Genomic DNA, 20451 nt, shown 5'->3' with positions numbered 1-20451 from the left:
GACAGCCCCCTCGACCAGCAGGTCGAGGGGGCTGTAAGCATTCCGGGCCCGCCGGTGGCTACACGGCTAAGGAAGCTGCCACCAAGAGTGCGACGGTGCACATCCGCGCCGTCGTACTCCACCGTCTCACCGTGCAGGATCAGCAACCCGGGCTCGCCGTCCCTGCCACTCAGGTCGCTCTGCCCCGCCAGGCCCGTGCCTACGCCGCTGCTTCCGGAAGTCGAGCGGCTGATTCGCATCCCCGAGGGCCGCCTGCCGGTTCATCCCGCCCCCGGCCGGAGTACGAAGCGGTCCGCGAGATTCTTGACCTGGCTCAGGAGCAGACGACGCTACCCGCCACTGGGGCTGGCCAGCGGGCAGTCGTCGAGCCGCCAGGAATCCGGAACGGCTGAAGAGGCGGCCCGACCGAACGGCCTCGACGGCCTCCCGGGGCATCCCCCGAAACTGATCGCCACGCAGGCAGGCGCGCCGGTACCGTGCCGCCGTGACCATCTTCGAGGCTGACCGGACCAGGCCATCGGCGGACGACGTAGCACTGCTGGCGGAAGGCTCCCTGTTCGCCCTGCGGCTGCAGGACTTCGGGCCAAAGGAGGAAGGCGCGGTCGCGCTTGGCCTGCTGCGTGACATCTGCGCCATGCTGTGTGAGCCGGACGGCCGCGAAGAGCCGTACGTCACCGCGCAGGCGATGTGCCGGGTTGCGATCGAGCGCCTGATGGAGATCGGGGGGAACAACTACAAGGGGCTGAAGGCCGCCCAGGCTGAGGTCTCCAAGTCCCTCGGCACGGTCTTCAACACGGACGGCTCGCGCAAGGCCGCGACTCCGGTAGACGGCCTGATCGAGGCCCTGGACTCCCTGCCGGCATTCCCTCAAAGGGTGGACGCAGACAGTGCTCTCGGGAAGGCCATCGTCAAGCTGCTCCGCTCCCGGACCGCGGCTACGGAAGCCGGGCACCCACTGATCTCGGCGCTCGGCGCAACCCAGAAGGTGCTGGACGCCGTCGACGGGTTCGGGACCACGGTGCCCCAGACGCTAACCGTCGGACACCCTCTGACAGTCGCGCTGCGCGAGCTCCACCAGATCCGGTCGGACGAGCAGTTCCGCCGTCGGGCGGTGCTCGACCGGCGGCTCGAAGCGGTCGGTGCGGCCTACGCGCGGCTGTGCGAGATGGAGGAGCAGCAGGGCTCCTACCGGGTCATGCAGCTGACCACGGTGGTCCACGACGCGACCGGCCAGCGGCCGGGCAAGGCAGAAATGGCGGCATTCAAGCTCTGGACGGAGCAGTACGGCATCGGGTCCGGGGTCGTACACCCTGGTGGCGAGGCGAGCGCGGTGACGGCGGTCGCGATGCTGCACGACTGCCTGGTGCTGATCCAAGAGCTCGTCGCCACGGTCGTCGACCAGGCCCCCGAGTGGGTGGCTCTCGGCGAGGTCGCTTCACCGACTCCGGAGCAGATCCAGAAGGTCAACAAGCTGCACAACCCCGCGGCCGCCCCCTACCTGTTCACGCGGTTCACCGGCTGGGAGTGGCTGGAGAATCTGGACTCTGTCCGACTTCTACCGGAGGAGGGCCGGTGGCCGGCCAGGCCCTACCTCGAGCGTCTCGCTGCCGAGAATCCCGCCCGCCTGGTGGAGTGGCTGAACAAGGGAAAGCGCCTGGAGACGATCTGGCGGTCCGGCCCCGAAGCCACCGCCGGTCTCGTCCTGCTGTGCGGGCACCTCGGCGGCCACGGCGCGGCCCTGGTCACCAGCGCGCTGAAGAAGCACTCCGTCGACGGCGTTCGGACCATGGCGGTTTACTGGGCGCAGGAGACCCTGCCGGCACACCGGGACACCGCGTGGGTGGAGGCGGCGGTCAAGGCACTGTCCGTCGGGTCGGACGGCTCCGCGGCCGACTCATGGAACATCCGTACCGTGCTGGCCCAGTTGCTGGAGACCGGCCGCACGGGTGGCACGCAACTGGCCCAGCGGGTCCGCACCGGACTCGTGGCCGTACTGGCCTCCCACCTCGCGGTCGAAGGCGTCCGAGGCCAGCTGCAGATCAGCGACGACCTGCGTGCGCCGAGCGTGGCCGGGGGGCGGGCGCTGACAGGGGCCCGGCTCGCGGCCGCGGCTTGCCTCGAGTTCGCTCGCATCGAGCTCAGCGAGGCCGACACCAGCCTGGCCGCACGGACCGGTGCCTGGACGGCCAAGACCCTGGGCGGCTGGGAGCGCGAGCGGCTGATCGCAGTCCACCTCGTGGACGCCGCCGAGGTCGCGCCGCCGGACGCCTCGTGGTGGAAGGCCGCCTTCGCGGTACTCGCCCGCCTGGGCGCCATGACCTACCTCACCCCGGACGTCGGCCGGTTCGTCCAGGTGGCCATCGGCACCCGCGAACCGGCGAACCAGGTCGACCTCGAGGCGGCCCTGACCGAAGGCTTCGGTCCGGTGCCCGGCCCGGAGGCACTGCGGGCCGCCCGCGCCGAGCTTGCCGACAACGACGGCCGTTACGCCCGCACGCTCGTCTCCGTGCTCGGCGGCACGGAAGCGCTGGCCGAGCTCCTCGGCGAGGATGCGGCCGACATGCCGGAGCAGGAGTGGGAGTCCGCTCTCCAGCCCGTCTGGCGGACCGTCTACTGTCTCTCGGAGGTGGCGCCCGCGTCGGTGCTGGCACCTTGGGGCCCGGTGCTGGACCTGCTGGCCGAGTTCACCGGGCCACCCCCGGCCCTCACCGAACCGCTGATCAAAATCGGGCCGTACCCCGACCACGGCGAAAGCACGGTGGCGGACTTCGTAACCCGCTGCAAGGAGCACGGTGTCCTTGAGGGCGCCTCCGAGCTCTCGGCACGCACTCCCTCGCAGGGGGACTACTACAAGCGCACGGACCTGCGGATGCTGGAAGCCGCCATCCACGCGGACCCCGCGGCCTGGGCGGCAGACATCTCGGCCGTCGCAGCCACCCTCAGCTCGTTCGACCTCCGCACGGTCTACCTGCAGACCCTTCACACCGACCAGCAGCAGGCAGGCCTCGCCGAAGACGACGGACGACTGCTTACCAACGCATGCACCGCCGCCTGGGACCTGAAGAACCAGCTCGAAGCAGGTGAAGGCAGCGCCGACCCGGACATCGACGAACGGGCCCGCTACCTCTTGGCCCAGCTGCTGCGCCAGGCCTGGGCGCTCGGAGCCGACCCCGGCATGGACGAGGCCACGGCCGTCACTTGGCTGATGGCCGCCGTCCGCGCCTGGACCGCGCCCGCCTCGGTCCCGGACAACCCCTACGTCACCGCAAGCGCCACCTCCGGCGGCCTCGCCCTGGTCGCCTTCCTCCAGTGGTCCGTCCGCCGCGCAGCCGACCACGGCGAGCTGCCCGCCGAAGCCGCCACCCAACTGACCGAGCTCGTCACCGACGGCCGCGACGACCGTGCCCTGGCCGCCATCGGCGCGGCCCTGACCCCGCTGCGCCACTACGCCCTGCCCTGGTACACCGACCACCAGGCCACCCTGCTCGACCTCGCCGCGCCGTTCGCCCCTATTCACACCTGGCTGCGCTCGCTGCGCCGCCTCGGCGCCGACGAGTTCGCGGTGCTCGGCGACCTCGGCCCCGGCAAGGTCATGGACTACCTGCGCGCCGGTGCACCCGAGGAGGTGTTCGACCGGTTCGCCGCCACCCTGCTCCACTCCCCTGGCACCTTCGGCTCCGACTTCCTTGCCACGTTGATCAGCGGTGACGGCGGCCCGGCGGCCGTCTCGACGCTCCTCGGCGACATCGCCCGGGTACTGCCCATCGAAGATGTCGCCGGCCCCCTCCCACTGCACCAGCGCGCCTTGCAGTTCTGGGACCAGGCCCTGGACCTCGTCGACGGAGTCCCCGCCCTCGCACCTGCCCTCGTAGGTATCGGCCACTTCGCCTTCGCCAGAGGAACCGACCAGGGCCAGTGGCTGACCCGGACTCTGCGCACCGTCACCGCAACCCCAGACATCAAGTACCCCGACCGGGTCGCGCAGCGAGCCGCCCGCAGTGCCCAGAACCCGGATGCCCTACGGATCCTGACCACGCTGGTGGCCGGCACCGGCGGGAGCCAAGGCCAGATCGACTACCGGGCCCACGCCGTGATCCAAGCCGCGCAGGACGCCGTCGACGCCTCCGAACCCGGGACCGAGGGCCGGTCCGACCTCGGACAGGCCCTTGGCCGCTACGCCAACGACGTGGAACGTTCCACGGCCTGGTAGCGACCACCACCTGCGGCGGGCACCAGGCGTCGCAGCCCTACCGCTGGCGGCGCTGCCGCGAATGCTTCGTGGCAGTGAGCCGATAACGTGCTCCTCGCCGCCCAGGACTAGCTGCCGGGTTCCTCGCCCAGGCCAACCCCACCACCGGCAGCCACCAGATCCACAGGCCCACCCTGACCAGCCCCACCCGTGTTGGGATGGTTGGCTGGGCGGGCGCCGGCACGCCTCCCGAAGGCGCGGATGGAAGCGGTCCGGTCAGCGTGAGGCCAGGAGGACGGGGATGACGAATGACCCGGAGGGACCACGGTTGGAGCTGTTGGCGGCCGGATGGCAGATGAACCGGTAGTCCTTGATCACGAAGGGCACGTGGTCGACGCAGACGGTCGTGCGAGAGGCGCTGAGCAGTTTCCCGAAGGCGTAGGTCGTACCGTGCGGGGCCTGAACCTCCATCCACCGCCCGACGAAGGGCGTGAGCTTCGTCTGCGTCGCACCCTCGACCCGGATAAGCGTTTCGGCGTACGTCTTCCGCTTGGATTCCAGCTCGTCGTGGAGTCGGCACAGCTCGGCCTCGTCGGATACGGCTGTGTTCTCGCAGTCCTCGCAGAACCAGTCGCAGCGGGTGAACTCGCTCGTCGCGCCGCCCGTGCCACAGCCCAGGCAGTTCGCCCAGCCGCGCACGCTGAGCCGGAACGTGGTGGCCAGGCAGCGGTGGCAGCGCATCCCGTGCTCGGGGTCGACGTCGCCGGCGTGGATGAGGTCGATCAACTCCGGCAGCAGACGCGCAGCTGTCTGTCCGAAGTCGGAGTAGAAGCGCTCCGCCATCGCGGTGGTGTAGCCGGGCTTGAGCTGCCACGCGTCGTCGAAAATGGTGTTGCGGCGGCTACGGAACTCCTTAACGGCCGCGACCGCCTTCTCCAGAGTGCTCACGCGGGGATCTCCTTGGTGTTGGTGATCAGCGGGCAGGGCTCGCCGAGGCAGTTCTCGCAGGAATCGCACAGCTCGGCCTTGCAGTCGTGGCCGCTGGTCTCGATGGCGTCGGTGAACTTGGTGCGGACCCCAGGGGGGATGCCCCCGTTGTCCGCGGAGTCGTACATCGAGCAGGCCCAGGCGTGGTCGCCGCCCGAGCTGCCAGGGTCGATCGTGTGCTCGTGGATGCCGTGGACGATGAGGGAGATGACCTCCCGGCCATCGACGAAGTGCTCGGTGCCGGGGTTACCGACGGATGCGCCGCCCGACCGGCCCCCATGCTCCGGCGAGTTCCTGCACCGAGTTCGAGGACACCAGTCGGCGCGGCTTCCACGCCAGCACGTCGCGGAACGCGGCCTCCGGGGACCACAGCCGCACGAAGTGCTCGCCACGCGTCCACGTGACAAAGGACAGGCTGCCCGAGTCGGTCACCAGGTTGTGGAAGTGCCACGCGACCGTGCCCTCGTCCTTCCCCTCGGTGTTGTCGATCTCCTCGATCTGCGGCAGGTCCGGCTGCTGCTGCCGCCAGTACTTGCCGCAGGAGCGGGCCTGCTCCAGAACCTCGCCAGCCAGCACCGTGCCGGCCGGCGTCAGCGAGTACGTGCACGGGCCGCGGTCCGGGTCGTCAGGCTCAGGGACGATGTTCAGCAGGTCACGACGCTTGAGGCTCCAGGTCACGTCGACCAGCTCGGCGATCTGGTTCGTGGTCTCGCGGTGAAGGATCGTGCGTAGGCGGTCGGACTCGACCCCGGTCCAAGGGTGAGCCAGCGCAAGCAGAAGGACCTGGCGCTCCAGCTTCCGCTCGGGCGTCAGGTCCTCGAACCAGTCGAAGTAGGGCTCGGTCATCAGCGGATGTTCTCTTCGTTCTCGTTGCTGGGCTTGCGCCACTCGAAGACGCCGGGGCTGACGTAGGTCTCCACCAGCTCCCCGTTCTTGATCAGGTCGATCTCGGCCCGCTCCTCGTCGATGAACTCGCGGTACCGCCAGTGCTCGTCCGAGAGCGGCAGCCGGGTCGTATCGAAGGACTGGTCGTGGATGCGCACGCCCTGCTCGCGGGCCGCGTCGACCTCCACCGCGGGCGCGATGCGCCGCTCCGGGCAGTTCTCGCAGTACGCGCCCCATCGCTCCGGGTTGCCCTCGCGCGGGACGAACTCCAAGACGTGCGTCGCCTCGTTGTCGCAGAACGCGGCGCTGCACGTGACGAGCGTTCCACGGCTGCTGAATCGGGGGCCCGACCCGGTCGTCATGCCGCAGGGGAGCTTCACTCGGTTCTGCATGGCTCACCGGTTCCAGTTCTCGCCGTTGGTGACGGCGTCGACGAAGGTCCCGGTCGTGTGCTGCGGCGCCTCGGTCGCGGCGGGCTCGTCCTCGCCGTCCTCCTCGGGCTCGGCGGCGGGCGTGTAGAGCCGGAGGTCCCGCAGGAGATTGCCCATGTCCATGGCCGACTCGGCGATGTCGTCCTCCGCCTGGAGGCGGACGTGGGTCTCGCAGCTGTCGGTACCGATGGCCTCCTCGAAGTTGTCGTGCGGCTTCGCCAGGCCCGTCGCCGACGCCTGCACCTGCTCGATCTGCTCGGCGGTGATCACCACGGACCCCGCCGGGGCGACGATGAGGCCCAGGCCCTCCACCGTGCGGCGCGCGTAGTCCCCCCACGCCTCCTTGGCGTCGGTGAAGTACTTGCCGCACTGCTCGCCGAGGAAGCTAGCCGCCCAGGGCTCCACGCCGTGGCCGTACGCAAGGCGCAGCATCCGGCCGTCGGGCATCGGGGTGCGATCGACGATCGGGCGTCCGGAGTAGAGGTAAGTGTTGTTGGTCTGCATTCCGTTCCAATCACGATGGGGCCCCCGCACCTCGTGTACGGGGGCTCGGACTTTCAGGGGGTGGCTCACGCCCCCGAGGGCTCGATCGAGACCTGCTCCGCGGAGACGCGGCGGCGCACGCCACCCATGTCGCGGATGAGGACGTAGCCGGTGTGCTTGATGCCGTGGTCGTACGGCTCGGTCTCGGTCTCGACCACGGTGCAGGGGGTCATGGGCCGGCCCCAGAGGGCCTTCCCCCCGGCCGGCGCTTCGAGCGTGGCGCCCCACATGTCGGAGGCCCAGAACCGGGTCTTCTCGTCGGCGATCTCCTCGAAGTGCGGGTACTCGCCCACGGCATCCGGGGGGACCATGAAGTTGATCTTTTCGGCCTTGCGGACCCAGACACCGTCGTCGCGCCGTTTCTCCAGCCCGATGGCGGCCAGCACCATGCGGCCCTCGCGGATTGCGGCGGCGTCCTTGTCGTCCAGGTCTTCCAGCCGGTACCCGAGAAACGTGCTGTGGTGCTGCTCGGTGACCACGATGCGGTACATCACACCTCCGCTGGGTAACGAGAAGGGGCCCGGCGAAACTCGCCGACCCCCGTCTGAACTGCTGCTGCTTCTGCCTCACGCGGCGGCGGACGCCCGAGCCTGCTCCTTCCAGGCGGCGTACAGCTCGGCGGCCTTGACCGGGACCATCCACGGGAAGGCGTCCGCCCACTCCCGGTACACCTCGCCGTCGGACTTCTCGTAGTAGGAGTCGCAGGCCGCTTCGGTGATCAGCTCGGGGTTCTCGGCCAGCTCGGTGATGGTCTGCCTGCTGTTGCGCTCGTAGAACATGACCTCGTGCCCGAGCCGCCCGAGCTCGTCGTCGGTGAAGCACTCCTCACACAGGCGGACGCGCTGGCCGCTGAACCTGTGGACAGCCATGACCCGGGCGTTCTTGTAGGAGAACGATCCGCAGCGCCGGCACTTGTAGCCGGAGTCCCCCGACAGGCACCCCTGGTGGATCTCCGACCACTCTCGGGTGACCTCGAAGTCGTCAAGCACCGGGGTAACTTCCGTCAGGGGGCCCAGCCAGCCGCGGGTGTGGTGGTCCAGCTCGACGTACGCGGAGTGCGGCTTGACCGGTCGGCCGCGGTAGATGCCTCCGTTGGCCTTCCGGAACTGAGAGATCTTGCCGTAGTGCATCTCTGTGTGCCCGCTCTTCGCGCTGACCGCGACGCGCACCAGGTCACCGCGCCCGAACGGGCGGCGGTGCTTGTCGACGGCGGACCGCCAGACCTCGGCGTCCAGTGCGGCGCTGTACCCACCGTCGCTCCGCGCGGTGAAGGCGTCCCGCGCGATCCCGGCGATGTTGTAGGCGCTCGGCTCACGCCCCTCCGCCGTCAGGGTCTCCACGATGATGTTGCGCACCGCGCGAATGCTTCCGTACCCGCTCATGCTTCTCCTTCCGAAACAGGGATGGTCTGCTGCGCGCCCGGCGCGGGAATCGAACCCGCGCCTGCACCGTGCCGGGCTGGTCAGGCCGAAACCGGCTCCGCTCGCTCGAAGACCTTGCCGGCGGGCGTGACGACCATGTCGAAGTCCCCGTAGGTCTCGAAGAGCGTCTTGATCGCGTCGCTGAGCTTCGGGGCCTCGAAGGTGTCGCACCAGGACCGGTGGCCCGGCTGGTCATCGATGTACTGCTTGATCTCGTCCTCAGGCATGTCTGCGGTCGTGAGGTCGAGCCTCAGCACGTCGCAGTCCTCGATGTCGATCTCGCCGCCGAGCGTCCAGTTCTGCGCCATCTCGCACTCCTCGTTGTCCATTTCCGTGCCGTAGACCTCATCCGAGATCCCCGGCATATCCCGCATTCCTTCGGCCTTGTCCTGGTAGAGGAACCGGACCGCTTCCTCGTGGTCGTCCGTGGTCGAGTAGTGCATCACGAAGAAGTCCTTCGGGAACTTCTCGTCGTCGTCCCATTCGTAGTCATCCGGGGCCGGTTCGCCCCGGGTCACGACGATGCGGTTGTTGTCGGCGTAGCGACCGGCAAGCAGATAGCCCATGACGGCCGCCTAGAAGTTCGTGTGCGTGTACTCCAGTGCCCCGTCCGGCTTCCGCCGGGCGCGCCACTGGCCGCCGTCTATCTCGGCGATGAACGTCCACTCGTCCGACGCCGCGAGGCCGATCCGTTCCTCGGCCCATTCGTCGACCCAGCACGGCCGCGAGCCGGTGGGCCAGCAGCCGCAGAGGGTGCGGTGCGTCGTCTGAGATCCCGCCCGCAGGACCCAGGCGGCGGCCGTTGCGACGGTGCCCTTGCTCATTAGAGGACCATCCCTTCTGCAGCCCTCACGGGTAGGGTTGTGACCTCTCGGTTCCGGTGGGTGCACGGCCGTTTTTGCGAGCCGCTCGACGGCCAGCATGAGTTCCGCCGGCCCCGCCGGACCGAGGCCGTCTGATCGGCTTCAGGGACACGCCCCGCAGAGGGCCGATTAATGAGCTCCCGGCAGACGACCTCACCACCGGGCAGGTGCTCCGCGAACGGCACAGGAGTACTTCTTTCGTGTTCATCGAATGGGACTGGGCGACCGACACCCACGACGTGACGGTCATGGACGCCTGGGGCAAGCGCATCGACAGGTGAGAACTGGCTCATACCGAGGAAGGGTTCGCCAAGACTCTGGTCCGGCTGGGCAAGCACGGCGCCCCGACGGATCTGCCGGTGGCGATCGAGACGACACGCGGCCTGGCCGTGGACCGGCTGCTGGCCGCCGGGCATCCCGTCGTGCCAGTCCACCCGAGCCTTCCACGCGATGCGCCCGCGCTGGGGCGCTTCCAAAGCCAAGACCGACGCGGGCGACAGCATGAAGCTCGCCGACTACCTGCGCACCGACGGGCACCTGCTGCCCCGCCTGGGGCCCACCGAGCAGGCGACCATGGACCTGCAGGCCCTCACCCGGACCCGCGCCGATCACCTCGAGGCCCGGGTGTCCGCCGTCAACCGCCTCGCCGCTCTCCTCGATGAGCACTGGCCTGGCGGCAAGGCGATGTTCGCCAGCCTCGACAGCGATATCGCGCTGGCCTTCCTGGAGCGATACCCCACCCCTGACTCCGCCGCGGGGCTCACCCCCGGACGGCTCGGAGCCTGGTGCAGGCGCCGCGGCTACTCGGGGAGGAAGTCCGGCAGCACTCAGATGAGGTATGCCGAAAATTCGAATCCCGGCGTACGGGCCGCGTGAGGCACCAGTCCACCGGGCTTCGCCCGTCAGCCAGTTGACGGCCTGTGCGGAGATGCAGTTACGGGGTGCTCGGCGGCCGTCCGAACTCACCGGCCAGCACCGCCATGACGAGCCCGAGCATCTCCACGGTCTCCTCGGCGTGCCGGTCGGTGACCGCGTCGTTGCCGAGTAGTGCTCCGTCGGCGTCTTTGTGCGGCGCGAGCTCGGCTTCGTGGCGGGCCAGCATGACTGCATGCGCGTCGATCAGAGCGTGGAGCACGGCCTGGCCGTCCCCTTCGGGGATGTCGGCGGCTTCGGTGAGGTTTTGGCCCTGCCACATCGCGGCGCAGTGGAGCCATCCGGCCAACTTCTGGATGCGCGCGCTGTATGCGCGGTCCCACAGGTGGAAAGGGATGGCCTGGGCCTCGGTGAGCTGGGTGAGTACTTCGGCGATATCGGCGGGGGCCGCGTCGCGCGGGAGCGCAGCCAATGGAGTTTTGAACACGGCGTTCCTTGTCATGGTGAGTACAGGCGGACGAGACACCGCCGGGGAGGACAGGCAGCGTGGGCTAGCAGAGGCCGGGCGCGGATGTCGGAGGGTGGGGCTACTCCCAGATGCCGGTCACGCACAGGTCGGTGACACTGGGCAGCTCGGACAGGATCGAGTGGAACTCCTGCGGCTCGTACTTCCCCTGGCGCGTAGCCTTGGCCAGTCGCAGCGAGAGATCGATCTTCACGGGAGATTCCTCGTGGTCGCGCGTGGCGATGTATCCGGCGTCCATACACGAGTACTGGACTCTGTCGACGACCGTGATCAATTCACCGAAGGCGATCCGGTCTCTTCGCCGGGGAACGGGGAGCTCGCCCAACTCCCAGGCGAATTCGGCGGTGTGCTCGACCCCCTCGTGTTTGAAGCCGAGGCCGAAAGCCGCGTAGACGCGCACCTCTGCTCTCCTTCTCTGACTGGTCCGGGTAGCGCCCTGTGCACAGCCCGGCGGGGTGGAACGGAATGAAGCAGCGGGAGCCGGCGGACAGGGACTGGTGCATCCGCATCCGTCTCGCCGTCTGCCCTACGGCCGCTCTTCCGCTGGGACTACAGGATCTGGGGAGGCAGCGGGTCTACGCTCCCTCGCTAGCTCAGTACGTGCTACGCCCAGTCGTCGGCGGTGAGCTCAGTTCCGACCTTGACCGTGTAGGACGACCAGCGCACCACCGTGTCCTGGTCGCCGACGATGTTGTAGAGGATCTGCTTGTGGTGCCCGCCGTCGGGATACTCGTGGTATTCCTCGGCATACTCGCGGGCCAGGTCGATAGTCGGGAACGGGATCTCGACTGGCTCTCCATGCCAGAAGTGCGTGGTCAGGGTGCCCTTGACCGGCATGATCCGGAACCGCTCGCCCTCCGGCGGCACCTCACCCTCGTACAGCCATCCATCCGTCGACCCCCAGCCGCGCGCCTTGCCCTGGTACTCGGCTTCGGCTCCCTCAAGCGTCTCGTACTCCGTGATCGTCGCCCTACGCCGCTCGCTGCGCAGGTGGTTGCACGAGTCCGACCAGCCCGGGGTGCGCACGTAGTACGGCTTCGATCTCGGCGTGTAACCCGGCTCCGACTTCTCGCAGCACGGCTCCAGAATGCAGACGGTGAATACGTCCGTCATGAATCCCCTTCCCAGGAAAACAGGACGCGGACCGAACCGCCCGCGCCCAAGGAGTGCACGGTCAGTCGTTCAGCTTCGTGCGCTTGTCCTCGTGCTGCGCAGCGGAACTGTCGAGGTCGGCTGCGGGCTCCGCGTCGTGTCCGTCTGCTGGGTGCTCGGCGTGCGCCCACCAACCGCCGGTCGGGCAGGCGATCCACTGGATCATGGTGCAGCAGGCGCGGCAGGTGGTGTCGGGGTGGGTGATCTCAGGGGCGTACTCGGTGTCCATGGGGGTCCTTCCGGGCGCGGGGTATCCGAGGGGCGGCGTCGACGTGACTGCCGGTGATGACTTCAGTTGCAGGACAGTTCTGTGGCTCGGGACCAACTGCCCATACGGAAACGGATGGTGGTAGCCGGCGGAACATCAGACTTCGGATTCGCCGGATCCGTACGCCAGGCCTCGTAGGCCGCCAGCGTCGTGGATCCCGTTACCAGCAGACACCGGCGAATCGCGGCGATGAGCTGTTCCTGGGTCCACTTCGTCGTCGCATCCTGCAGTTGTTCGGGCTGTGCGACCGTGTCGAGGCCCGCGAGTTCTAGTGCGCGGTTCCAGCTGCCGAAGCGGCGCTCGTAGAGCGGAGCAGACGGGTCTGCGTCCCCACGGCGCTGCTCGAACGTCCGACGTCCGAGGATGCTCTCCCCCTGCGCCAGGCGGATGAGCACTCGGAGAAGCTGTTGGTCGGTATAGACGACCGGACCTGGCTTCATGGGCGCGGGGACGTGCGCAGCATGCATAGTCATGTCCGGTGCTCTCCTTCCGGAATCGGGCGTGCGTCAGAGCAAGGCCACCTGCATGAGCTGTTGTCCGCGGGCGATGGACGCGAGCACCGCGTTGAAGGTCCGAGGGAGCCGACCGCAGCAGGTCGAGTCGTCCATCTCGGCGGCGCGGCACGGCAGTTCCCTGAGCCAGGCTGCGGCCTGCTTGTCGGCGTAGACCGGGTTCTCGCCCTCGAAGACGGTCGCCAGCAGGCCTTCCGGCCATCACTCACGTGCAGCGTGAGCGTCAGCAGATCGACGTCGGCGGTGGCCCGATCAAAAGCAAGGGCAGTCATGGCGAGCAGTCCTTCGTGGGAGGAGATGAGAAGCCCACGAACAGCCGCCCACCAGGGGGCCACCCGTAGCCGACACGCACACGACGTATCGCAGAGCCTTCCGGATCAACTCCGTTGATCCCCAAGCGCCAAACAGACCCGCAGGCACTCTGCGCGCCCGAGTCCCGCTCTGCGCATCCTCTGCATCCTCTATCTCGCGACATCCTGACTCATCACAGGCCATCATTCAATAGGCATTCGCATAAGATGCACTCAGAGACCAGTCGATCCAATCAGACTGGCCGGGCAACAGGAGAGGCGAGGGGAGAAGCGATGAGGACCTGGAGGACGAGGAAGGCTGGACTCTCTGCTGCGGCATTGGCTGCGGCCGCGGGCGTTGCGCTCGCTGGATGTTCCAACGGCAACAGCAGCACGACCAAGGAGACACAGCCGGCGCCTACACCAAGGCCGACCACGATCACTACCAAGGTCACCGACAAGGCTCTCGGCGAGGCGCTGGACAAGCTCGCCCTCCAGGGCGCCGGAAGTTCCAGAAAGGACCGCGGAGCCTGCCTAGCCAGCGCAGCACGGAAGGCGGGAATGCCAGAGGAGGCGCTGGCCTACATCGTCAAGGCTGACGGCGACGACATGGGCGCAGTCATCGACGGACTGAACAAGGTGAGCGAGGACGACGCCGCACTGCTGGCCTCGCGGTCGCTGCGCGAGGACATAGACGCATGTATCGACAAGGCTGCACTTCCGGACAGCAGCAGCCTCAAGGCTCAGGGCTACGCGCCCCCGAAGGCAGCCGCGAAGCCCATACCTGGCAAGCCGAACCTGAAACCGGCTTACCCGGTACGCGCGGATCAGCCGGTCAACTCATCCATCGAGCTCACCAAGGGCCTGGTCTCGATGTTCTCCTCCTACGCCCGGGACGAGAGCCAGAAGAAGACCTACGCGGCGGCCGGCCAGTGCCTGTCGACCGTGGTGCACAACGCGGGCTTCGGCCAGGAGGCGCTGCACTTCTTCGCCGGCGGCGCACCCCTCAGCACCGGGTCGATCGTCGAACACCTGCCGAACGACAAGGACAAGGCGATCTGGCAGTCCCCGAGGTTTACCCAGGAGCTTGTCGACTGCACGACGAACGCGACGCCAACTCCCGCGCCCGGCTCCTGAGCGGGCATCCATCAGACAGACGAAGGACCCGGTGCGACATATCGCACCGGGTCCTTTCTCCTCTCGCCGTCATGCGAAGGTGGGTGGGTTCCACAGCAGATACCCCCGCCCGAGGGGAAAGGAATCGAGCAGGGCCGGCTACTGCGACGATGCCCGCCGGGGTCAGACTGGGCGCGACTGCGACCTTACTGATTATCGAACCCTAACGCAAAGAGCGTAGGCGACTTATCAAGTAGCATTGATAGGGTCGACTGATAGATCAGTCAAATGAGGCAGGGAGAGGCCGCGCATGACCGTCTCACAGGAGTTGGAGAAGACAACGCAGCCCGTGCGCAGCACGAAGAAGAAGCCGCCGGGCGCAACGCAGAGCAGCAGTGGTGGCCGCCAGGGCATGTTCGTCCGGCTGAGCTCGGACGACAAGCAGCGCGCGGAGTACTGGGCCGACAAGCGTGGGTTCTCTTCGGTGAACGAGTACGTGGCCGAGGCGGTGATCGAGAAGATCCGTCGCGAGAACCTCGACTATGACCTCCCGACCCTGGAGATCGCGCGGCTCAACGAGCTCGTCGACCAGGTCGCGGCACTGGCAAAGAACTCGGCGAACCTCGAACGCCTCGTCACCACGGGCTTCGACTCGCTGATCGGGCTCACCCGCGGCGACAACTACCTCTTGGATGACGAAAACGGTGAGCTCACATGAGCCGGGATTTCGCAGAGATGCTGGAGGCGACCACTCCTACCGACGAGGTGATGGAGGTGGACACGTCCTTTCTTGACGCCTACAGGCGCGGCGGGAGCGAGGAGCTCAAGCGTGTCCAGGCCCAGGCGGCACAGCCTGAACCTGAGGCGGCAACGCCCGAGCCGGATGTGCAGTTCGATGAGGCTGGCGACGTCGACTCTCAACTCAAGGTTGAAATCCCACAGGCTGATCTCGACGTGGAAGCCGGAGCGGATCGCCCGAACCTGGAGCCGGACCACGAGCCCGACGCCGGCGACTCCGAGCGGGCCAGCGGATCCGATCAGCGCGGTGGTGCCGGCGGCGGACAGAACACCGCTGACGGGGTGCTCCCGGGCGGTGCACCGGCGAGCCCTGCGGTTGATGCCGTTCCGCCCCCCGGGGCGCAACCGGACGTCGAGGACGCCACCACAGCAGAAGTCGCTGCTCATGACGTCGTCGCCGCACCGGATGAACCCGAGCATGTATCGCCTGGATCACTGCAGCTCACCGACCACCAGGACGCCGTGCAGAGCGCGGCCTCGAAGGGGGGCTCGGGCAGCACAGCCGAGACCTCCACGCTCCCCCAGTCGGGCTTCCGGCTCGCCGGTGTGCAGAGCCAGCCGCACATCAAGGCGCTGCCCGAGAGCATCATGAACGCGCTGCGGGAGCAGCTGCGAGCAGCCGCGGTCCGCGAGCTGGGCGTGAACGACAACGCTGCTCGGGAGTTCAGCCGGCGGCTGAGCCAGGGCACGCTGGTGACGGCGTTCCTGCTGGCGCAGCTCGACCTGCACCTTGATGCCGATCCTGCCACCGAGCGTGCCGTCGAGCTGTTCCGCTCCCGCGACCCGCTGTTGGGCAGCGTGGTGGCACGCCTGGCGAACATCGAGGCCGCTGAACGCGAGCGGGACGGGTTGCTGCGCAAGCTGTGCGCCGAGTTGGGCGAGGTGCGCCAGACCAGCGCGGTGGTCGAGCAGGCGCTGGCGTACTCCATCGCCGACCGTACGGAGAACTTCCTGCGGGGCTCGCACAACCTCCACGACGCGCCGATCACGCACAAGGAGGCGATCTACTTCCGGGACAAGGCCCGGGAGGCGACCAGGAAGCAGTTGAAGCTTGAACGCGAGCGGGAAGGACGGCCGATTCGATGACCGCGACGAGCAAGGAGAAGCTCTTTCCCGCCCGGCAGCGCTGCAAGACGTGCGGTCAGGGTCTGGGCCTCCACACCCAGGAGACCCGGTGCACCTCGGCCTGTACTGCATTCCGCGGTGTGCGGGTATGGCCGCGCCAGCCTCGCAGCCCGAGGACGCGCCGCGCGGATGCCGGACACAGCGCGAAAGGCGTGGGCCTTCAGGCGCCGCTACCGGAGCGAGCAGGAGATCCCCGCGAAGCTCCGGGAAGACGCGTCGATGAGCTGGTACTGGTGCGAAGAGAGCTGTGGCGCGATCCACGTCGGCCACACGCGCATGGGCGAGCGGGAGAAGTTCCGGATGTTCGAGGACCTGACCGCGGACCTGCCGGATCTGCTGATCAAGCTCAAGGGTCAGGCCACGCGCAAGCACGTCGCCGAGGTGGCCGGTGTGCGGCCCATCCGACCGAAGGAGCTGGAGGAAGGTCTTAAGCACCCGTAAGGACTCGAGACTCTCGGCAAGGTGCTGCGGGTGTACTGCGTCCGGCTTGGCGTGGCGTTGCCGACTGGGCGGTTACAGCGCTCGACAGATGGCGACCCCGAGAGGCACAGCATCTCGGGCCTTCTCCTTTTACGACGAGCGGCGATTGCTCGAACAGCGCGCCGGGGCCCGGCACTCTCTACATGCCCTTCGCGCCATTCAAAGTCTTTTCGGACTCCTTTCGACTCTCATTCGCCCATCCTCTTCGAGTAGGCTCGTACTCGTTTCCAAGTGAACGACGAGAAGGAGTCAACATGGTCGCGATCGTGGTCGCCGAGAAGCCGAGTGCAGCAAGGAACATGGCCAGCGCCCTCGGCGGGACGAAGGGCAGCTACAAGGGCACGCCCTACGAGGTGGCGAGCCTGAGGGGTCATCTCTACGAGTTCGCCCAGCCGCACGCGATGGTGGACGCCTCGCTCGCGGACGCCTATCAGAAGTGGGACCTGAGCAATCTTCCGTGGAACCCCCAGGATCTTTCGTGGAAGCGCGAGCCGCAGAAGAACGTCGCGGACGTTATCAAGGCGCTGCGCAGCGCGCTCGGCCGCGGCGACGAAATCGTCATCGCCACGGACCTGGATCCGTCCGGCGAGGGAGATCTACTTTTCTGGGAGGCGATCGACGAACTTGGCTTCCATGGCGCGCGGTTCAGCCGCATGGAGTTCACCGACGAATCGAAGGCCTCGATCCAGAAGGCCTTCGAGCAGCGCCGACCTGTGAATTCCATGCAGGACGAGGGCGACTACCGCAAGGCGATGTACCGCTCGCAGTGGGACTTCCTCTCGATGCAGTTCACCCGTATCGCCACGGCGATGGGCCGCCAGTCCGGCCAGGACCTCGTGCTGCGCCAGGGCCGGCTGAAGTCGGCGATGGTCTCTCTCGTCGGCGACCAGCAGAAGGCCTACGACGCGTACGTCAGGAAGCCGTTCTTCCAGAACCGCTTCCGCGACGAGAACGACGTCATGTACACGAACCCGGACGAGCCGCGGTGCGACCAGAAGGGCCAGGTGTCGCAGCAGTACGGCTCTTCCGCTGTCGTCCTGGACAGTAAGGCGGACAAGAAGGCCGCGCCGCCGAAGCTGCTCGACCTTGCCTCCCTGTCTTCGATGCTCGTTGGCAAGGACGTGAAGGCGAACCTGACGCTCTCGACCTACCAGAAGATGTACGAGGACCAGGTTGTCTCGTACCCGCGTACGGAAGACAAGACGATCACGCCTGAGCAGTTCAAGGACCTCGCGCCGCTGGTCGACAAGATCGCCGCTGTGGTCGGCGTAGACGCTGGACTTCTGACGCACCGCCAGCCTCGGCCCACGCACGTGAAACCCCAGGGCGCGCACGGCGCGAACCGTCCGGGTCCGAAGGTGCCCTCGTCGCTGGACGAGGTCGAGCGCAAGTACGGCAAGGCCGGGCGGCTCATCTACGAGATGCTCGCGAAAAACTACCTGGCCATGCTCGCCGAGGACTACCTCTACGAGCAGCAGAAGGGCCACGTGGAAAAGTACCCGGACTTCGTCGGCATCGCCAACGTGCCCAAGATCCCCGGCTGGAGGGCCGTGTTCGACCCGGACGCCGGCGACGACACGGACGAGGGCGACGGGAACGAGTCCGGCAAGGGCCTGGGCCAGAACGCTAAGCCGTTCATCTTCGAGGGCGCGAACAAGCGCTCCGAGCACCCGACGATGAAGTGGCTCATGAAGCAGCTTGAGAAGCGCGACGTGGGTACAGGTGCGACCCGCACCTCGACGTACTCGGAGGTCACCAACGATAAGGCGAAGTACCCGCTGCTGACCGAGAAGGGCCGGAAGCTCAGGCTGGCGCAGGCCGGCGAGTTGAGCTGGAGGCTCCTGCCGGGCACGCGCATCGGCGATCTCGGGCTTACTGAGAAGGTCTACGCCGACATGCGCGACATCGCCGCTGGGACGGCGACCGCCCAGGAGCGCCTGGCCGTCGTCGCCGACTGGGTGCGCGAGGACATCGCCACGATGACGAAGAACGCCGCGTCCATGCGCGCTGAGCTGGGCCTGAAGGAGCAGGTCGGCGCCGCCCACGCCGAGGGCGTGTGGCAGGCCGCTCCAGGTGGCTCGAAGAAGGTCGCCTTCAAAAGGGTCTGGTCGGGCCACATGTTCAGCGATGACGAGGTGACGAAGCTGCTCGCGGGCGAGACGATCTCGTTCGAGGCGAGGTCTAGGGCGGACAAGCCCTTCACGGCCACCGGCGCGCTCGGCGTCGGCGACTTCAAGGGCCGCAAGTTCGTCGGGTTCCAGCTGGAAGGGCTGGACACGCCGACGAAGTGGTCTGGTCGGACGTTCACGCCGGCGGAGGTCACCGAGCTTCTGGCGGGCCAGGCGCTGGAGATCGACGACTTCGTGAGCGCGAGGACAGGCAAGGCCTTCGGCTGCAAGGTGAGATGGGACGCGAAGGCTAAGAAGATCGTCCCGGACTTCGGCTCTGGCGACGAGCCGCCTCGGTCCTGGTGCCAGGTGACCTTCACCGATGCGCAGCGCAGGGACCTGGCGGCAGGTAAGACCATCCGGGGCACGGGCTTCGTTTCGGCCAAGGGCAAGACCTTCGACGCGGAGGTCGCCTGGAAGGAAGAGGGTGGCAAGAAGAAGATCGTCCCGTCGTTCGGTTGATGCCGGACGGGCACTGACGAGTAGCAGCGGGCCCGGGATCTCGGGGCCCGCTGCTGCCTTTTTGCGACAGCGGCAGCGACCGCATGAGGATGCGATGGGGACGATGACCGGAGTCGTTCGATCCATGCAGGTAGGTCCGTTACCACACTTAGGATCGCTAGGGTTCTGGGGTGACGAATGCCCCGCACCGCCACTCGACCTGCTGTGGACACGAGCGCCTGGCCCCGTGCGACGATGCCCACGACGCCTACCGGCAGCTCGCCGCCTGGACCGCCGAGGGGTCCCCGTACAAGCTGGCCTCCGGCGGTTTCTCCGCCGAGGCTCGCCGTCACTACCGTGCCTACACCACCGCCTGGCTCAACTGGTGCGACCTCAGAGACAGACTCGACCCCTACGCCTGCGCACGGGCAAACATCGGGGTGTGGATCTCTGACGAGCACGAGAGCGCCGTCCTTGCCACCCGGGCCGTGATGGTCTCCGCCGTCACGAGCTTCTACCAGCACCTGCTCGCTCTGGGCGTCACCGACGGGGTCGACACCGAACTCACCCGGGCCCGCCTCGCCGGGGCCCCCGTGCCGGCCGACCCCAAGCGCACCGGCTTGAGGGGAGACGGCCCGAGGTGGATGATGCACGCCGCCGACCGTCTGACCGGCCGCGACGCCCTGCGCGACCGGGCCCTGATCTACCTACTGCTCAACAGCTACTTCGGGCACGAGAAGCTACGCCCCGGCACGATCCTCGCCCTCGATTTGGAGGACCGGGTCAACGAGGGCTTCCGAACCAGCTGGAAGGTGCGGCCCAAGAACGCCGAGGACACCGCCCTGACCACCGTCACCGTCAACCGGGACGCCGCCCGCGCGTTGGACGTCTACGTCGGGTGCACCGTCGCCGGGACGTACGAGCCCGACCCGCTCACCGGCCGTGTCATCAGCCCAGCCCGCGGCACCTACCTCTCTCGGGGCGCGCTGCTGACCGGGTCTTCCAACCGGGCTCGGGGCGCTCGCCTGGCCCGCTCCGACACGATCAACCGGATCGTGCGCGCCGTGGTGGCCTCCCACGAGGAGTTGGCCCCCTACGCGGACGTGCTAAGCGCCGACTTTATCGCCGCGACCCCGCCACCGGGCAAACGCCCCAGGGACGGCGAGGGAGGCAAAGGGTAGGGAGGCCTGGGCCATCTGAAGCTGAGGGCGCCGACGGCGTGCTGGGCGTCGAAGTCGCGCTAGGCGATCAGCCGCCCCATGGTCATCTTCGATCGGACCGGGGCTTCGGAGTTCGGCGGGGTGAGCCGCTTCGCCCACGGCTAGAACCTGCGGCCGTCATGGCCGGGCGGGGCGGACCTCTCCACCACTGCCCCCGGGGATG

General features: G+C 67.8%; 22 protein-coding genes. 8 read left to right on the top strand and 14 right to left on the bottom strand.

The features are described 5' to 3' along the window. Positions 1 to 484 precede the first annotated feature (484 nt). On the top strand, positions 485 to 4210 hold the full coding sequence (locus ACFWP3_RS30020; protein ID WP_384227197.1) for a hypothetical protein: 3726 nt from the start codon (positions 485 to 487) through the stop codon (positions 4208 to 4210). 255 nt (positions 4211 to 4465) lie between these two features. Here the strand turns inward: ACFWP3_RS30020 and ACFWP3_RS30015 are convergent, their stop codons facing one another. From ACFWP3_RS30015 to ACFWP3_RS29975, 9 genes are all read right to left on the bottom strand, one after another. Next, positions 4466 to 5137, bottom strand: a complete 672-nt coding sequence (locus ACFWP3_RS30015; protein ID WP_384227195.1) for a hypothetical protein — start codon at positions 5135 to 5137, stop codon at positions 4466 to 4468. Then, positions 5134 to 5304, bottom strand: a complete 171-nt coding sequence (locus ACFWP3_RS30010) for a hypothetical protein (protein WP_384227192.1) — start codon at positions 5302 to 5304, stop codon at positions 5134 to 5136. The genes ACFWP3_RS30015 and ACFWP3_RS30010 overlap by 4 nt, the downstream gene beginning before the upstream one ends. A 118-nt stretch (positions 5305 to 5422) precedes the next feature. After that, a complete protein-coding gene (locus tag ACFWP3_RS30005) occupies positions 5423 to 6022 on the bottom strand; it encodes a hypothetical protein (protein WP_384227190.1) in 600 nt (199 codons plus the stop codon). Beyond that, entirely contained in the window at positions 6022 to 6453 is a 432-nt protein-coding gene (locus ACFWP3_RS30000; protein ID WP_384227188.1) for a hypothetical protein, read from the bottom strand. The genes ACFWP3_RS30005 and ACFWP3_RS30000 overlap by 1 nt, the downstream gene beginning before the upstream one ends. Before the next feature lie 3 nt (positions 6454 to 6456). Continuing rightward, positions 6457 to 6996 carry a hypothetical protein gene (locus tag ACFWP3_RS29995; RefSeq protein ID WP_384227186.1) on the bottom strand — a complete coding sequence of 180 codons (540 nt, stop codon included), beginning with the start codon at positions 6994 to 6996 and terminating at the stop codon, positions 6457 to 6459. 65 nt (positions 6997 to 7061) lie between these two features. After that, positions 7062 to 7526, bottom strand: a complete 465-nt coding sequence (locus tag ACFWP3_RS29990) for a hypothetical protein (RefSeq protein ID WP_384227184.1) — start codon at positions 7524 to 7526, stop codon at positions 7062 to 7064. A 75-nt stretch (positions 7527 to 7601) separates the two neighbouring features. Continuing rightward, positions 7602 to 8417 carry a hypothetical protein gene (locus ACFWP3_RS29985; RefSeq protein WP_384227182.1) on the bottom strand — a complete coding sequence of 272 codons (816 nt, stop codon included), beginning with the start codon at positions 8415 to 8417 and terminating at the stop codon, positions 7602 to 7604. Positions 8418 to 8497: 80 nt separating this feature from the next. Continuing rightward, positions 8498 to 9022 (bottom strand): hypothetical protein, encoded by a 525-nt coding sequence (locus ACFWP3_RS29980; RefSeq protein WP_384227179.1) that lies wholly within the window; start codon positions 9020 to 9022, stop codon positions 8498 to 8500. 9 nt (positions 9023 to 9031) lie between these two features. Continuing rightward, positions 9032 to 9280, bottom strand: a complete 249-nt coding sequence (locus tag ACFWP3_RS29975) for a hypothetical protein (protein WP_384227177.1) — start codon at positions 9278 to 9280, stop codon at positions 9032 to 9034. A 489-nt stretch (positions 9281 to 9769) separates the two neighbouring features. Between ACFWP3_RS29975 and ACFWP3_RS29970 the strand changes: the two genes are divergently transcribed. After that, complete coding sequence (locus tag ACFWP3_RS29970) at positions 9770 to 10195, top strand: transposase (protein ID WP_384227175.1); 426 nt, start codon at positions 9770 to 9772, stop codon at positions 10193 to 10195. 58 nt (positions 10196 to 10253) lie between these two features. Here ACFWP3_RS29970 and ACFWP3_RS29965 read toward each other — a convergent pair whose 3' ends face one another. The 5 genes from ACFWP3_RS29965 to ACFWP3_RS29945 form a co-directional block, all read right to left on the bottom strand. Beyond that, positions 10254 to 10679 (bottom strand): hypothetical protein, encoded by a 426-nt coding sequence (locus ACFWP3_RS29965; protein WP_384227172.1) that lies wholly within the window; start codon positions 10677 to 10679, stop codon positions 10254 to 10256. A 100-nt stretch (positions 10680 to 10779) separates the two neighbouring features. Continuing rightward, positions 10780 to 11118 (bottom strand): hypothetical protein, encoded by a 339-nt coding sequence (locus ACFWP3_RS29960; protein ID WP_384227170.1) that lies wholly within the window; start codon positions 11116 to 11118, stop codon positions 10780 to 10782. 203 nt (positions 11119 to 11321) lie between these two features. Beyond that, the gene (locus ACFWP3_RS29955) at positions 11322 to 11831 is read right to left on the bottom strand and encodes a hypothetical protein (protein WP_384227168.1); all 510 of its coding nucleotides are present in this window, start codon (positions 11829 to 11831) and stop codon (positions 11322 to 11324) included. A gap of 61 nt (positions 11832 to 11892) precedes the next feature. After that, on the bottom strand, positions 11893 to 12099 hold the full coding sequence (locus tag ACFWP3_RS29950; protein WP_384227166.1) for a hypothetical protein: 207 nt from the start codon (positions 12097 to 12099) through the stop codon (positions 11893 to 11895). Positions 12100 to 12161: 62 nt separating this feature from the next. Continuing rightward, on the bottom strand, positions 12162 to 12611 hold the full coding sequence (locus ACFWP3_RS29945) for a homing endonuclease associated repeat-containing protein (protein ID WP_384227163.1): 450 nt from the start codon (positions 12609 to 12611) through the stop codon (positions 12162 to 12164). A gap of 668 nt (positions 12612 to 13279) precedes the next feature. Here ACFWP3_RS29945 and ACFWP3_RS29940 point away from each other — a divergent pair. From ACFWP3_RS29940 to ACFWP3_RS29915, 6 genes are all read left to right on the top strand, one after another. Beyond that, positions 13280 to 14077 carry a hypothetical protein gene (locus tag ACFWP3_RS29940; RefSeq protein ID WP_384227161.1) on the top strand — a complete coding sequence of 266 codons (798 nt, stop codon included), beginning with the start codon at positions 13280 to 13282 and terminating at the stop codon, positions 14075 to 14077. Between the two features lie 289 nt (positions 14078 to 14366). Next, entirely contained in the window at positions 14367 to 14774 is a 408-nt protein-coding gene (locus ACFWP3_RS29935) for a hypothetical protein (protein WP_384227158.1), read from the top strand. Between the two features lie 17 nt (positions 14775 to 14791). Next, the gene (locus ACFWP3_RS29930; protein ID WP_384227156.1) at positions 14792 to 15940 is read left to right on the top strand and encodes a hypothetical protein; all 1149 of its coding nucleotides are present in this window, start codon (positions 14792 to 14794) and stop codon (positions 15938 to 15940) included. A 168-nt stretch (positions 15941 to 16108) separates the two neighbouring features. Beyond that, positions 16109 to 16420 (top strand): hypothetical protein, encoded by a 312-nt coding sequence (locus ACFWP3_RS29925; protein ID WP_384227153.1) that lies wholly within the window; start codon positions 16109 to 16111, stop codon positions 16418 to 16420. A 305-nt stretch (positions 16421 to 16725) separates the two neighbouring features. Continuing rightward, positions 16726 to 19089, top strand: a complete 2364-nt coding sequence (locus tag ACFWP3_RS29920) for a DNA topoisomerase (RefSeq protein ID WP_384227151.1) — start codon at positions 16726 to 16728, stop codon at positions 19087 to 19089. Positions 19090 to 19259: 170 nt separating this feature from the next. Then, a complete protein-coding gene (locus tag ACFWP3_RS29915; protein WP_384227149.1) occupies positions 19260 to 20249 on the top strand; it encodes a hypothetical protein in 990 nt (329 codons plus the stop codon). Positions 20250 to 20451 lie beyond the last annotated feature (202 nt).

It is taken from the genome of Streptomyces sp. NPDC058525 (assembly GCF_042719495.1).
Lineage (GTDB): Bacteria > Actinomycetota > Actinomycetes > Streptomycetales > Streptomycetaceae > Streptomyces.
The sequence above is the reverse complement of the archived record's forward strand: the minus strand, read 5'-3'. Positions and strand labels throughout refer to the sequence as shown.